13 protein-coding genes are annotated in these 12,947 nt (G+C 66.5%); 11 read left to right on the top strand and 2 right to left on the bottom strand.

Annotation, left to right across the window (positions count from 1 at the left end; translation table 11 throughout):
• The first annotated feature begins 203 nt into the window (after positions 1-203).
• From ACSQ3Q_RS15860 to ACSQ3Q_RS15815, 10 genes are all read left to right on the top strand, one after another.
• Positions 204-1,538 carry an ABC transporter substrate-binding protein gene (locus ACSQ3Q_RS15860; RefSeq protein WP_436135311.1) on the top strand — a complete coding sequence of 445 codons (1,335 nt, stop codon included), beginning with the start codon at positions 204-206 and terminating at the stop codon, positions 1,536-1,538.
• 317 nt (positions 1,539-1,855) lie between these two features.
• Positions 1,856-2,719 carry a carbohydrate ABC transporter permease gene (locus ACSQ3Q_RS15855; RefSeq protein ID WP_436135310.1) on the top strand — a complete coding sequence of 288 codons (864 nt, stop codon included), beginning with the start codon at positions 1,856-1,858 and terminating at the stop codon, positions 2,717-2,719.
• A gap of 17 nt (positions 2,720-2,736) precedes the next feature.
• On the top strand, positions 2,737-3,585 hold the full coding sequence (locus ACSQ3Q_RS15850; RefSeq protein ID WP_056163515.1) for a carbohydrate ABC transporter permease: 849 nt from the start codon (positions 2,737-2,739) through the stop codon (positions 3,583-3,585).
• Positions 3,586-3,637: 52 nt separating this feature from the next.
• Positions 3,638-4,690 carry an ABC transporter ATP-binding protein gene (locus ACSQ3Q_RS15845; RefSeq protein WP_436135309.1) on the top strand — a complete coding sequence of 351 codons (1,053 nt, stop codon included), beginning with the start codon at positions 3,638-3,640 and terminating at the stop codon, positions 4,688-4,690.
• The gene (locus tag ACSQ3Q_RS15840) at positions 4,687-5,421 is read left to right on the top strand and encodes an SDR family oxidoreductase (RefSeq protein WP_436135308.1); all 735 of its coding nucleotides are present in this window, start codon (positions 4,687-4,689) and stop codon (positions 5,419-5,421) included. The genes ACSQ3Q_RS15845 and ACSQ3Q_RS15840 overlap by 4 nt, the downstream gene beginning before the upstream one ends.
• A 19-nt stretch (positions 5,422-5,440) precedes the next feature.
• Positions 5,441-6,844, top strand: a complete 1,404-nt coding sequence (gene dalD / locus ACSQ3Q_RS15835; RefSeq protein ID WP_436135307.1) for a D-arabinitol 4-dehydrogenase — start codon at positions 5,441-5,443, stop codon at positions 6,842-6,844.
• Between the two features lie 30 nt (positions 6,845-6,874).
• A complete protein-coding gene (locus tag ACSQ3Q_RS15830; RefSeq protein ID WP_436135306.1) occupies positions 6,875-7,807 on the top strand; it encodes an AraC family transcriptional regulator in 933 nt (310 codons plus the stop codon).
• Positions 7,808-7,989: 182 nt separating this feature from the next.
• A complete protein-coding gene (gene xylB / locus ACSQ3Q_RS15825; RefSeq protein WP_436135305.1) occupies positions 7,990-9,537 on the top strand; it encodes a xylulokinase in 1,548 nt (515 codons plus the stop codon).
• Between the two features lie 29 nt (positions 9,538-9,566).
• Positions 9,567-10,595, top strand: a complete 1,029-nt coding sequence (locus ACSQ3Q_RS15820; protein WP_436135304.1) for a PfkB family carbohydrate kinase — start codon at positions 9,567-9,569, stop codon at positions 10,593-10,595.
• A gap of 133 nt (positions 10,596-10,728) precedes the next feature.
• Positions 10,729-11,187, top strand: coding sequence for a GNAT family N-acetyltransferase (locus ACSQ3Q_RS15815; protein WP_436135303.1), 459 nt, complete (start codon positions 10,729-10,731; stop codon positions 11,185-11,187).
• 166 nt (positions 11,188-11,353) lie between these two features.
• Here ACSQ3Q_RS15815 and ACSQ3Q_RS15810 read toward each other — a convergent pair whose 3' ends face one another.
• Positions 11,354-11,821, bottom strand: coding sequence for an N-acetyltransferase family protein (locus ACSQ3Q_RS15810; protein ID WP_436135302.1), 468 nt, complete (start codon positions 11,819-11,821; stop codon positions 11,354-11,356).
• Positions 11,822-11,990: 169 nt separating this feature from the next.
• Positions 11,991-12,377, bottom strand: coding sequence for a YybH family protein (locus ACSQ3Q_RS15805; protein WP_436135301.1), 387 nt, complete (start codon positions 12,375-12,377; stop codon positions 11,991-11,993).
• 76 nt (positions 12,378-12,453) lie between these two features.
• On the opposite strand from ACSQ3Q_RS15805, the gene ACSQ3Q_RS15800 reads away from it, so the two are divergent.
• Positions 12,454-12,933, top strand: coding sequence for a winged helix-turn-helix transcriptional regulator (locus ACSQ3Q_RS15800; RefSeq protein WP_436135300.1), 480 nt, complete (start codon positions 12,454-12,456; stop codon positions 12,931-12,933).
• Positions 12,934-12,947 lie beyond the last annotated feature (14 nt).

Below are 12,947 nucleotides of genomic sequence, written 5' to 3'. Positions count from 1 at the left end.
GCCTTTTTGCACGCGGTTAGATACCCTGTTGACACATCTAGGTATAAATCCTGAGTATCTGGTGCAAATTAGTATTTGTTGAGGTTTCTGGAGTACCAATCGAGCATCGCAGCATCGGTATCGTTCAGTTCGTCAATGCCTGCATGCCTTGCGCCGGTGTTGAAAGGCAGATTCCCATACCAACGACCGAGGAGACTTTTCCGATGCCACATTCCACCCCTGTCACCATGCCCAAGCGCCTGGCCGTCGCCGTTGCGCTGGCTTTGACGTCGCTGTGCGGCGCCGCCAGCGCACAGACCGAGCTTGTGATCGCCACCGTGAACAACGGCCACATGATCGAGATGCAAAAGCTCAGCAAGAACTTCGAGCAGGCCAACCCCGACATCAAGCTCAAGTGGGTCACGCTCGAAGAAGGCGTGCTGCGCCAGCGCGTCACCACCGACATCGCCACCAAGGGCGGCCAGTTCGACGTGATGACCATCGGCATGTACGAGGCGCCCATTTGGGGCAAGAAGGGCTGGCTGCAGGAGCTCAAAACCGACGCCGCCTACGACGTGGACGACCTGCTGCCCGCCGTGCGGGGCGGCCTGTCCATCGACGGCAAGCTGTTCGCTGCGCCGTTCTACGGCGAAAGCTCGATGCTCATGTACCGTAAGGACCTGGCCGACAAGGCCGGCGTGCAGGTGCCCGAGCGTCCCACCTGGCCGCAGATCAAGGACCTGGCGGCCAAGATGCACGACCCCAAGAACGGCGTGTACGGCATCTGCCTGCGCGGCAAGCCGGGCTGGGGCGACAACATGGCGTTTTTGACCACGCTGGTCAACACCTTCGGCGGCCAGTGGTTCGACATGCAGTGGAAGCCGCAGCTCGAATCCAAGCCCTGGAAGGACGCAATCACCTTCTACGTGGACCTGCTCAAGAACTACGGCCCACCCGGCTCGTCGGCCAACAGCTTCAACGAGATCCTGGCGCTGACCAACTCCGGCAAGTGCGGCATGTGGGTGGACGCGACCATCGCGGCATCGTTCGTGAGCGACCCCAAGCAGTCCAAGGTGGCCGACCAGATGGCCTTTGCCCAGGCCCCCACCATGAACACGCCCAAGGGCGCCAACTGGCTGTGGTCGTGGAACCTGGCCATCCCCGCCGGTTCGAAAAAGGTCGACGCCGCGCAGAAGTTCATCACCTGGTCCACCAGCAAGGACTACATCCAGTTGGTCGCCAAGACCAACGGCTGGGCCAACGTGCCCACCGGCACGCGCAAGAGCACCTACGCATCGCCGGAGTTCCAGAAGGCCGCCCGCTTTGCCGCCGCCGAGAAGGTCGCCATCGACTCGGCCAACCCGACCGATTCGACCCTGCCCAAGAGCCCGTACGTGGGCGTGCAGTTCGCGGCGATTCCGGAGTTCCAGGCCATCGGCATCGCCGTGGGCCAGCAGATGAGCGCGGCGCTGGCGGGCAAGACGACGGTGGATGCGGCGCTGAAGGCCAGCCAGGTGTCGGCTGACCGTGAGATGAAAAAGGGCGGCTACTACAAGTAAGGGGTCAGGTCGGGTCGCGGCGCGGCTCGGCCCAACCTGGGTAGCTCAGTATTCAAGGCGGTGGCTGTTCGCGCTCTGCACGTTGAGCCACCGCGCCTTTTTCCTCCGTTCGCCTTGGGCCTGTCGAAGGGCTGTTCGCACAAGACGTCCCGGCTTCGACAGGCACAGCCCGAACGGTTTGTGGAGGTTGTGCTTTCCCGACCTACAGGTTGTGGAGTTCGCGAATCTACTCTGCAACGGTCTGTGGAGTGGTGAGACTTGCAAACCATCGCCTACGCCCACCGCTTGCCATTTTTTGCTGCTTTGACGGACTTCCCATGAACCGCCGCCTGCTCCCCCGCCTGCTGCTCACGCCAGCCATGGCCACGCTCTTCCTGTGGATGATCGTGCCGCTGGTGATGACGATCTACTTCTCGCTCATCCGCTACAACCTCATGCAGCCCGACCAGACGGGCTTTGCGGGGCTGGAGAATTTTGAGTACTTCGTCACCGACCCATCGTTCGGGGCGGCAGTGGTCAACACCATCTTGCTGCTGGGCAGCGTGATCCTCATCACGGTGTTCTTCGGCGTGGCGATCGCGCTGCTCATCAACGATCCGTTTCCGGGCCGGGGCATCGTGCGGGTGCTGCTGATCTCGCCGTTCTTCGTCATGCCCACGGTCAATGCGCTGATGTGGAAGAACATGATGATGAACCCCATCTACGGCGTGCTCGCGCAGGTGTGGATCTTCTTCGGCGCGGCGCCGGTGGACTGGCTCACCGACCACCCGCTGTTCTCGGTCATCGTCATGGTGTCGTGGCAATGGCTGCCGTTTGCCACGCTGATCTTCATGACCGCGCTGCAGAGCATGAACCACGAGCAGCTGGAAGCCTCGCGCATGGATGGCGCCAACTACCTGCAGCAGCTGCGCTACCTGTACGTGCCGCACCTGGGCCGCTCGGTGGCTGTGGTGGTCATGATCGAACTCATCTTTTTGCTCAGCATCTTTGCCGAGATCTACACCACCACCGCCGGCGGGCCGGGCGATGCGAGCACCAACGTCACCTTCCTGATCTTCAAGCAGGCGCTGCTCAACTTCGACGCGGGCGTGGCCTCGGCGGGGGCGCTGTTCGCGGTGGTGCTTGCCAACATCGCAGCCGTATTTTTGATACGCATGGTCGGCAAGAACCTCGACAAATAAGACCAGAGGCAACGCACATGACTGCAACCACCACACGACGCCGTTCCAACTTTCCACTGGGCCTGCTGGCCCTGCGCACCGCTGCCGCCTGGGGCGTGGCGCTGCTGCTGTTCTTTCCGCTGGGGTGGCTGTTCCTTACCGCCTTCAAGACCGAGCTGCAGGCCATCGCGGTGCCGCCGCTGTTCGTCTTCACGCCCACGCTCGAGAACTTCCATGAAGTGCAAGAGCGCAGCGACTACCTGCTGTACGCCAAGAACTCGGTCATCACCAGCGTGCTGTCCACCCTGGTGGGGCTGATGCTGGCCGCGCCCGCGGCGTATGCCATGGCCTTCTTCAAGGGCAAGTACACCAAGGACATCCTCATGTGGATGCTGTCGACCAAGATGATGCCCGCCGTGGGCGCGCTGGTGCCCATCTACGTGCTGGCGCAAAAGAGCCACCTGCTGGACACGCAGCTCGCGCTGATCATCGTGTTCGCGCTGTCCAACCTGCCCATCATGGTCTGGATGCTGTACTCGCACTTCAAGGACATCCCGCACGAGATCCTGGAGGCTGCGCGCATGGACGGCGCCACGCTGTGGCAAGAGGTGCGCCTGGTGCTGCTGCCGCTGGGCATGGGGGGCCTCGCATCCACCGGCCTCTTGTGCCTGGTGCTGTCGTGGAACGAGGCCTTCTGGAGCCTGAACCTCAGCGCCGCCAAGGCCGGCACGCTGGCCACGCTGATCGCGTCCTATTCCAGCCCCGAAGGCCTGTTCTGGGCCAAGCTGTCCGCCGCGTCGCTGATGGCCATTGCGCCCATCGTGGTGTTCGGCTGGTTCAGCCAGAAGCAGCTCGTTCAGGGCCTGACCTTCGGCGCGGTCAAGTAAATCCGCAGCCTGTCTTTCCCACAGTTTTTCAAGATTTCAGGAACCCGATTCCATGGCCTACCTTCAACTGCGCGGCATCGAAAAATTCTTCGGCGAGCACCGCGCCATCAAAGGCATCGACCTCACCATCCAGCAGGGCGAGTTCATCGTCTTCGTCGGCCCGTCGGGCTGCGGCAAATCCACGCTGCTGCGGCTGATCGCGGGGCTCGAAGCCATCGACGGCGGCTCGCTCATGCTCGACGGCCGCGACATCACCGACCAGCCGTCGAGCAAGCGCGACCTGGCCATGGTGTTCCAGAGCTACGCGCTGTACCCGCACATGAGCGTGTACGAGAACATGAGCTTCGCACTCAAGCTCGCCAAGGTCGACAAGCAGGTGATCGACGAAAAGGTGCAGAACGCCGCGCGCATCCTCAACCTCACGAGCTACCTGCAGCGCACGCCCAAGGAGCTGTCGGGCGGCCAGCGCCAGCGCGTGGCCATCGGCCGCGCCATCGTGCGCGCGCCCAAGGTGTTTTTGTTCGACGAGCCGCTGTCCAACCTCGACGCGGCGCTGCGCGGCCAGACGCGCGTGGAGATCGCCAAGCTGCACCGCGACCTGGGTGCCACCACCATCTACGTGACGCACGACCAGGTCGAAGCCATGACGCTGGCCGACCGCGTGGTGGTGCTGCGCGACGGCGTGATCGAGCAGGTGGGCACGCCGCTGGAGCTGTACGACAAGCCCGCCAACCAGTTCGTGGCCCAGTTCATCGGCACGCCGCAGATGAACGTGGTGCCCGTGGACAAGCTGCCGCAGCCCGTGCAGCAGCAGGCGCCAACGTCCCCCGATGGCGCCGCCGTGGGCGCCATCGGCCTGCGCCCCGAGAACATCGCTGTGCGGAACACCGGCGCTACCGCGGTCACAGGCCAGGTGGACCTGATCGAAGCGCTGGGCGCCGAGACGCTGATCTACGTCAGCACGCCCGGCGGCGCGCAGTTCGTCTCGCGCCAGAACGACCGCACGGGCCTGCGCGCAGGCGATGCGGTCAGCCTGGACATCGATGCATCGCACGCGCACTGGTTCGACACTGCCGGCCGCGTCGTGGCGGGCCACGCAGCATGAGTGCCACGCAGACCTTGCAAGGGCAGGTGGCGGCCGTCACTGGCGCTGCGTCGGGCATCGGGTTCGCCAGCGCCAAAGCCATGGCCGATGCCGGCGCGCGTGTGGTGCTGATCGACCGCGACGAGGCCGCGCTGGCCAAGGCGTGCGCCGCCATCGGCCCCAGCGCCTTGCCGCTGGTGCTGGACCTGCTCGATGCCCAGCAGTGCGCCAGCCTGCTGCAGCGCACGCTGGCGCTCGCGGGGCAACTGGACATCTTCCACGCCAACGCCGGGCTCTATGTGGGTGGCGACCTGGTGGATGCCGACCCCGATGCCATCGACCGCATGCTGAACCTGAACGTCAACGTGGTGATGAAGAACGTGCACAACGTGCTGCCCCACATGATCGAGCGGGGGCGGGGCGACATCATCGTCACCAGCTCGCTGGCCGCGCATTTCCCCACGCCGTGGGAGCCCGTCTACGCGTCGTCCAAGTGGGCCGTCAACTGCTTCGTGCAGACCGTGCGCCGCCAGGTCTTCAAGCACGGCATCCGCGTGGGCTCCATCTCGCCCGGGCCGGTCATCACCGCGCTGCTAGCCGACTGGCCGGCGGAAAAGCTCGCCGAGGCCAAGGCCAGCGGCAGCCTCATCGAGGCCTCCGAAGTGGCCGACGTGGTGCTCTTCATGCTCAACCGCCCGCGCGGCATGACCATCCGCGACGTGGTGATGATGCCCACGAATTTTGATCTCTGAATACCCGTCTTCACGCACCATGAATTTCATCCTGCATCTGGGCCTGGGCTCCTTCCACCGTGCCCATCAGGCCGTCTACGTTCACCAGCTGCGCCAGCAAGGTGACACGGGCTGGGCCATCGCAGGCGGCAACCTGCGCCCCGACATGGCCGACACCATCGCGGCCCTGCAGGCGCAGAGCGGCCGCTACACGCTCGAGACCGTCACGCCCCAGGGTGAGCGCAGCTACACCGTCATCGAATCCATACAGCGCGTGATTTCCTACCAGGACGACCTGGCCCCGCTGATCGCTGCTGGCGCCGACCCCGCCACGCGCATCATCAGCTTCACGGTGACCGAGGCGGGCTACTACCTGGATGCCCAGAACCAACTCGACTGGCCCACGTTTGCCGACCTGCGTGCCGACCTGGCGGCCGTGAAAGCCGGCCAGGCAGGCCACACCATCTACGGTGGCCTCGTCAGCATCCTGCGCGCGCGCATGCGCTCGGGCGCCGGCCTCGTCACGCTGATGAACTGCGACAACCTGCGCCACAACGGCGACCGTTCACGCAGTGGCCTGCTGCAGTTCATCGATGCACTGGGCGACGCAGAGCTCAAGGCCTGGGTGGTGCAGCACACCAGCAGCCCCAATGCCATGGTGGACCGCATCACCCCACGCCCCACGCCCGACGTGGCCGAGCGCGTGCGCGCGGCCACCGGCTGGGACGACAAGGCGGCCTTGATGGGCGAGAGCTTCATCCAGTGGGTCATCGAAGACGACTTCATCGCCGGCCGGCCCGACTGGGAGACCGTGGGCGTGGAGATGGTGCAGTCGGTGCAGGCGCATGAAGAGGCCAAGATCCGCCTGCTGAACGCCACCCACAGCTGCATTGCCTGGGCCGGCACGCTGGCGGGCTACCAGTACATCCACGAAGGCACGCACGACGCCGCCATCCGCCAGATGGCCTACGACTACGTCACCGACGACGCGATCCCCGTGTTGCTGCCGTGCCCCATCGACCTGGAGGCCTACCGCGACGTGGTGCTGGACCGCTTCGGCAACCCCGCCATTGCCGACACCAACCAGCGCGTGGCGATGGACGCGTTCTCCAAGATCCCCGGCATGATCGCGCCCACCATCCGCGACAAGCTGGCGCGCAATGCGCCGTTCGACGGCGTGGCCATGCTGCCCGCGCTGTTCCTGGCCTACCTGCAGCGCTGGCATGCGGGGCAGATCCCCTACACCTACCAGGACCAGGCCATGGACCCGGCCGTGGCGCACGCCATCTGCGACGCCGCCGACCCGGTCGCCGCCTTTGCGGCGGACACGACGCTGTGGGGCGAGATGGCATCGCACCCGCGGCTGCTTGATACGTTGCGCAGCGCGTTCGCCCGCGTGCAGGCCTTTGCAGCGGAGCGTGCCGAGGCCCGGGCTTTGGTGTAAGTTGAACGCCCCGCCCACCGGAACGACGCCATGACCGTGAAGACGCCCGTCTCGCCACGCCAGACCAAGCCCGAGCTGGAGCACGACTATGTGCGATCGCCCGAGTTGGGCTACGAGTCGCCCGAGACAGCGGGTTTTATCCGCTGCCTGGCGCACGGGTTTCCCACGCCGCTGGCGCGCTGGCACTACCACGACGAGTACGAGCTGCACCTGATCACTGCCACCTCGGGCAAAGTCTTTGTGGGCGACTGGATCGGGCAGTTTCAGCCGGGCCACCTGGTGCTGACCGGCCCGCGCCTGCCTCACAACTGGATCAGCATGGACCTGCCCGAAGGCGGCGTGCCGCTGCGCGACCTGGTGATCCAGTTCTCGCACGCGCCGCTGGTGGCGAGCAGTGAGAGCATCCCCGAGCTGCGCGAGGTGCTGCCCCTGCTCGAGCGCGCGCGCCACGGTATCGAGTTCTTTGGCATGGATGCGCAGGCGCAAGAACACTGGCACCGCATCAAGGCCCGCCAGGGCCTTGCGCGGTTTGGTGCGTTCTGCGAATTTCTGAGCGACCTGGCCCGCTGCACCGACTTCCGCCTGCTGTCGAGCACGCAGCTGCAAAGCGAGGACAACGACACCCAGCTCGACCAGATCAACGCCATCGTGAGCCGCATCACCGACCACCTGGCCGAGCCGCTGTCGGCCGCCGACCTGGCGCAGGAGCTGGGCATGACCGAGAGCCGCTTCTCGCGCTTCTTTCGCCGCGCCACCGGCAACACCTTCACCGACTTTGTAAACCTGGTGCGCGTGAACCGCGCGTGCCAGCTGCTCATGGAGACCGAGCGCTACATCACCCACATCGCCTACGACGTGGGCTTCAACAACATGGCCAACTTCAACCGCCGGTTCATGGACATCAAGGGCATGACGCCAAGTGAGTACCGCAAGCAGGGTGTGGGGCGGTTCGGCAAGGTGTGACGCCGGTCGTCGGTCGCCTGCCGTGGTAGGGCGAGCGGTCGCACGCTCTCGTGGCTCAAGGCCATAGCCCCCACACCGATCCAACCGCCACCGTTCGGGCTGAGCCTGTTAAAGCCAGGTCGCATCACCCACATTCACTGCCTTCACCCCTGCTACAGCCCAAAGACCAAGCCAACCCCCCCATGTACCTCGGAATCGATTTAGGCACCTCGGGTGTCAAGCTCCTGCTGCTCGACGAAACGCAGACCGTGATCGCCACTGCCGACGCTGCCGTGGCCCAATACCGCCCCCAGCCCACCTGGAGCGAGCAGCACCCAGCGGACTGGCTGGCGGCCGTGGAGACCGCCGTGGCGCAGCTGCGCGCGCAGGCGCCTGCAGCATGGGCGCAGGTGCGGGGCGTGGGGCTTTCGGGCCACATGCACGGCGCCGTGGTGCTGGGTGCGCAGGCCAACGTGCTGCGCCCCGCCATACTGTGGAATGACGGCCGTGCCAGTGTCGAATGCGCCGCGCTGGAGCAGGCCGTGCCCGCTTCGCGCCAGATCACCGGCAACCTCGCCATGCCTGGCTTCACCGCGCCCAAGCTGCTGTGGCTGCGCACGCACGAGCCAGAGGTGTTTGCACAGATCCGCACGGTGCTGCTGCCCAAGGACTGGCTGCGGCTGCAGCTCACCGGCGATGCGGTGAGCGACATGTCCGATGCATCCGGCACGCTGTGGCTCGATGTGCAGGCCCGCGCCTGGAGCCCGGCGATGCTGCAGGCCTCAGGGCTCGATGCATCTCACATGCCGCTGCTGGCTGAGGGCAGCGCGGCCACCGGCACCTTGCGCAGCGATGTGGCGCGCCGCTGGGGCTTGGGTGATGGGGTGGTGGTGGCGGCCGGCGCGGGCGACAACGCTGCCAGCGCCGTGGGCGTGGGCGCCCGCACCAGGGGCCAGGGCTTTGTGTCGCTGGGGACCTCGGGTGTGGTCTTTCGTGTGACGGATGCCTTTGCACCTGCCACCGAACGCGCCGTGCACGCCTTTGCGCATGCGCTGCCGAAGCGCTGGCACCACATGTCCGTCATGCTCAGCGCAGCCAGTGCGTTTGGCTGGGTCACGCGGCTCACGGGGCGGGGTGATGAGGCACAACTGTCAGACGCCGTGGGCGCCATGCCCGCCAGCCGGCAGGCGCATGCGCCGCTGTTCTTGCCCTACCTGAGCGGCGAGCGCACCCCCCACAACAACGCCGCGGCCACGGGTGTCTTCATGGGCTTGCGGGCCGAGCACGACGCCACCGACCTGGCCTACGCCGTGATGGAAGGGGTGGGCTTCGGTCTGCTGGATGGCTTCAACGCCATGCGCGCCGCGCAGGCCGTGCAGGGCTCTGCCGCCGGCAATGGCGCGGACACCAAAACCGCTATTGACGCTGAGCTTGGGATATCCCCGACAGCACCGCGCACTGCTGACAGTGCCCTCGCCTTGGTCGGTGGCGGAGCCCGCAGCAACCCCTGGGCGCAGCTCTTGGCCAGTGCGCTGGGCACACCGCTGCAACGCCCACAGGGAGCCCACGCGGCGGCTGCCCTGGGCGCCGCCCGCTTGGCTGCCATGGCCTGCGGCGGCGAGGAAGCCCACTGGTGCCAGCCCTTGCCTGCCGACGCTACCTTCACCCCACAGCCCCCACAACAAACCTTGCTGGCCGAGCGCTACGCCCGCTTTGTGGCGCTGTATCCGGCACTTCAATCGCAGTTCTGACGCACTGCCTGCACCTCTCCAAAGCCGCCATGACTTCCGCAGGACACGCCCCCACCGCCACAGCCTCCATCCAGGCCGCCATCGCAGGCGAGGCCCTCATCGATCTCATCCGCCGCCCCGACGGCAGCTACCTGCCGTGCCTGGGTGGCGCGTTGTACAACCTGAGCCGTGCGCTGGCCCGGCAGGGCGTGGGCACGCAGTACCTCAACCCCTTGTCGCGCGACCGTTTTGGCCGCGAGCTGGCAGCGCAGCTGGCGGGCGACGGCGTGCAACTGGCGCGACCCGACCCGGTGCAACAGGTCACCTCGCTCGCCGTGGTCAACCTCAATGCGCAGGGCCACCCCGACTACGCCTTCTACCGCGAAGGCGTGGCCGACCGCGCCGTGTCCGCCCAAGGCCTGGGCGACGCCTGCACGGCCCTGCCTGCGCTGCAACTGGTGTGCACCGGCGCCCTCGCGCTGGATGCCCGCGACACCGCCATCTATTTGCCGTGGCTTGCAGCCCAGCGCGCTGCAGGCCGCTGCGTGGTGGTCGATGCCAACCTGCGCCCGTCTGTCATGCCTGACCTGGCGGCCTACCGCGCCACCGTGCATGCCGCGCTGGCCCACGCGCACATCATCAAAGCCAGCGACGAAGACCTGGACCACCTGGCCGTGCCCGGCGCCGATGCCCTGGACCGCGCGCGCAACCTGCTCGCCGCCAATCCCCAGGCCCATCTGCTGGCCCTGACACTGGGGGCGGAGGGCGCATGGCTGTTGCACCGCCACGGCACGCAATGTTTTGCCAAAGAAGCGCAGCCGCTAGAGGTCGTCGACACCGTGGGCGCGGGCGACAGCTTTCTGGCAGGGCTGCTGGCGCACCTGCTGCGGCAGGCGCAGGGCGCGGGCGCTGCCGGGTTCGTTCAATTTGTGGAAGCGCTGACTGCGGAGGCGTGCGAGCAGGCACTGCGCCACGCACTGGCCAGTGCGAGTTTGTGCGTGATGGAGCAAGGGTGCGTGCCGCCGGGGTGGGATGCAGCAAGCGAGTGGGCGCAGGCGCGTCCTGCGCTGGCCGAGTAGGTGGCCGGGGAAGGGCCCTCTGGCCCCTTGCGGCTGGCGGTGAGGGCCGGGGCCGGGCGGTACGATGTCCCGCCCCTCGTTCGCCGACATAGGCCCCATCTCCGCGGCGCGCCGCACGCACCGCTTTCACATCATGTTGATCCGCCCCGCCCAGGTTCACACGGCAGCCGACGCCTGCACCGTTGTCCGCCAGTCCATTACCCACTGCTGCGCCCTCGACCATCACCACGACGCCACCATCCTTGGCGCATGGCTGGCCAACAAGACGCCTGAGAACCTGGCCGCGTGGATGACCGCGCCGGGCACGATCGCCTGGGGTGCTTATCGCGAGGAGGCCATGGTGGGCTTTGCGCTGCTGGCCGGCCCCACGCTGGCGCTGTGCTACGTGGTGCCGGAAGCTCTGCACCAGGGAGTCGGCCGTGCCTTGTTGCGGGAGGCCGAGGCCCATGCGCGGCAGGCGGGTGTGGCGGCCCTGCAGCTGGAGAGCACGCGCACGGCCGAGGCGTTCTATCGGCGCAATGGCTTTGAGCCTTCGGGCCCGCCGCAAGCGTGGGCGGGTCTGCAGGCGCAGCCCATGCGCAAGCTGCTTTGAAGGGGCGCTGCGGGCGTCATCGTGGCTCTTGTACTGCTGTTTTTGAATGAAATCGGGCTCTGGCGCTTGATTAGTAAGCGTTGATAGCTACTATTTTTATAGCGTGCGCAGCGGCGCATTTGCTTGGTGCCACGGCCTGGACGACCCCGCTGGCGCGGCGCGTTGCTCAGAGTTCTTGCGAGTAAACGATGGACCCGTGGTGCTTGGCCATCTTGTCGTACAGCAGGCGGGCGGTGGCGTTGGTCTCGTAGGTCTGCCAGTACACCCGAATTGAGTGGACCGCGCGCGCCGCGGCGTACACCGCGTCGATGAGCGCACGCCCCACGCCCCGGCCCCGTGCCGCTTCGGTGGTGAACAGGTCGCTGAGGTAGCACACGGGCTCGATGCGGGTTGTGCTGCGGTGGTACAGATAGTGCGTGAGGCCCAGCAGCTTGCCGCTGGCGTTGTCCTGCGCCACAAGGCAGAACATCGGCTCCGCAGCGTCGTGAAGGCGCTGCCATGTGGCCTCGGTGATGTGTTCGGGCAGTGCAGTGGCGCCAAAGCGGCCGTAGAACGCGTTGTAGCCGTCCCAGAGCGGGCGCCACGCGGCGTAGTCTGCTGGCTGGACGGGGCGGACGGAAATGGCAGAACTCATGGGTTGTGACCTGCAGATGTGGAGCTGCGATTTTGCGGGCGTTTTTCGCCGGCAGTGTGCAGGGCCCAACGACAACGCACGCGAGGGGTTCTAGAGAGTCCCGCCCATGTGCAGCTGCCGCTTGCAGCCTGCGCGCAGTGCGCGCCACGCAGGCCCCGGCCCCACAAAGTCAGATCACGCGCGCAACAATGGCGCCCACCGCGTGGTCGATGGCGTAAAGCCAGTGGCCGCCGGGTTGCCGGCGCACCAGTTCGGCGGAGCTGCCCGAGGCGATCACTTCACCGTTGTCCAGCGTGATGTCCCAGTCCGCGCGCAGCAGCGCGACCTCGCCCAGCTCCAGGCAGAAGTTGTTGATGGATCGCATGCGCCCGGGCACGGTCAGCAGACCCGCCAGCACGCTGCGGATGTCCTGCAGGCCGTGGCGCACGGGGCCTGCGGCGTCGGCCTGCAGCAGCGCATCGGGCTCATACAACGCGAGCAGGGCGTCCACCTCGCGCAGATTGAAGCTGTGGGCAAATTGCTCGTTCATTTTTTGGGGATCGATCACGCGCGTCATGGTGTCCTTGCAATGGGTATGAGATGAATGAATGGCTAAGCTGCGGATTGGACGGGCAACGTGACGGGGTTACCAAATGGAAAGTAGTGCAGGCGGATCGCGGCAAGCAGGCCGCGGGGGCAGCGTGGACGCGGTGCATGCTGGGTTGGACGCGCCGGCCCCGCGCCACGCGAGCATGTGCCCGGTGGAAGACTGGCTGGGTTTCCTGGGGCACCGGTGGAACGCACTGATCCTGTGGCACCTGCAGGGCGCGCCGCTGCGCCATGCGCTGCTTTTGGAGCGTCTGCCCGGCATCACCGCCAAGGTGCTCAGTGAGCGGCTGACCGGTTTGCAGGAGCGGGGCCTGCTCACCCGGGTGGACATCGTGGCCGTGCCGCGGGGCGTTGCCTACGGGCTCACGCCGGCCGCACAGCAACTGGTGCCGGTGCTCAATCAGCTGGAGTGGTGGGCGCGGGGCGTCAGCGATGAGCGCGCGCTGACCCGGCTGGTGTCGCTGCCGCGTGGGGACGTGAGCGGCTTGATTGGCGTGATTGGCGTGGCCGTGCGGGATCGATAGGAGAGGCGGACCCC

Source organism: Acidovorax sp. LjRoot129 (genome assembly GCF_964253765.1).
Lineage (GTDB): Bacteria > Pseudomonadota > Gammaproteobacteria > Burkholderiales > Burkholderiaceae_C > Acidovorax.
The sequence above is the reverse complement of the archived record's forward strand: the minus strand, read 5'-3'. Positions and strand labels throughout refer to the sequence as shown.

Excerpts from the sequence above, each read along its gene's own strand:
- ACSQ3Q_RS15860 (WP_436135311.1), top strand. The coding sequence starts at position 204 with ATGCCACATTCCACCCCTGTCACCATGCCCAAGCGCCTGGCCGTCGCC.
- ACSQ3Q_RS15855 (WP_436135310.1), top strand. The coding sequence starts at position 1,856 with ATGAACCGCCGCCTGCTCCCCCGCCTGCTGCTCACGCCAGCCATGGCC.
- ACSQ3Q_RS15850 (WP_056163515.1), top strand. The coding sequence starts at position 2,737 with ATGACTGCAACCACCACACGACGCCGTTCCAACTTTCCACTGGGCCTG.
- ACSQ3Q_RS15845 (WP_436135309.1), top strand. The coding sequence starts at position 3,638 with ATGGCCTACCTTCAACTGCGCGGCATCGAAAAATTCTTCGGCGAGCAC.
- ACSQ3Q_RS15840 (WP_436135308.1), top strand. The coding sequence starts at position 4,687 with ATGAGTGCCACGCAGACCTTGCAAGGGCAGGTGGCGGCCGTCACTGGC.
- dalD (WP_436135307.1), top strand. The coding sequence starts at position 5,441 with ATGAATTTCATCCTGCATCTGGGCCTGGGCTCCTTCCACCGTGCCCAT.
- ACSQ3Q_RS15830 (WP_436135306.1), top strand. The coding sequence starts at position 6,875 with ATGACCGTGAAGACGCCCGTCTCGCCACGCCAGACCAAGCCCGAGCTG.
- xylB (WP_436135305.1), top strand. The coding sequence starts at position 7,990 with ATGTACCTCGGAATCGATTTAGGCACCTCGGGTGTCAAGCTCCTGCTG.
- ACSQ3Q_RS15820 (WP_436135304.1), top strand. The coding sequence starts at position 9,567 with ATGACTTCCGCAGGACACGCCCCCACCGCCACAGCCTCCATCCAGGCC.
- ACSQ3Q_RS15815 (WP_436135303.1), top strand. The coding sequence starts at position 10,729 with ATGTTGATCCGCCCCGCCCAGGTTCACACGGCAGCCGACGCCTGCACC.
- ACSQ3Q_RS15810 (WP_436135302.1), bottom strand. The coding sequence starts at position 11,821 with ATGAGTTCTGCCATTTCCGTCCGCCCCGTCCAGCCAGCAGACTACGCC.
- ACSQ3Q_RS15805 (WP_436135301.1), bottom strand. The coding sequence starts at position 12,377 with ATGACGCGCGTGATCGATCCCCAAAAAATGAACGAGCAATTTGCCCAC.
- ACSQ3Q_RS15800 (WP_436135300.1), top strand. The coding sequence starts at position 12,454 with ATGGAAAGTAGTGCAGGCGGATCGCGGCAAGCAGGCCGCGGGGGCAGC.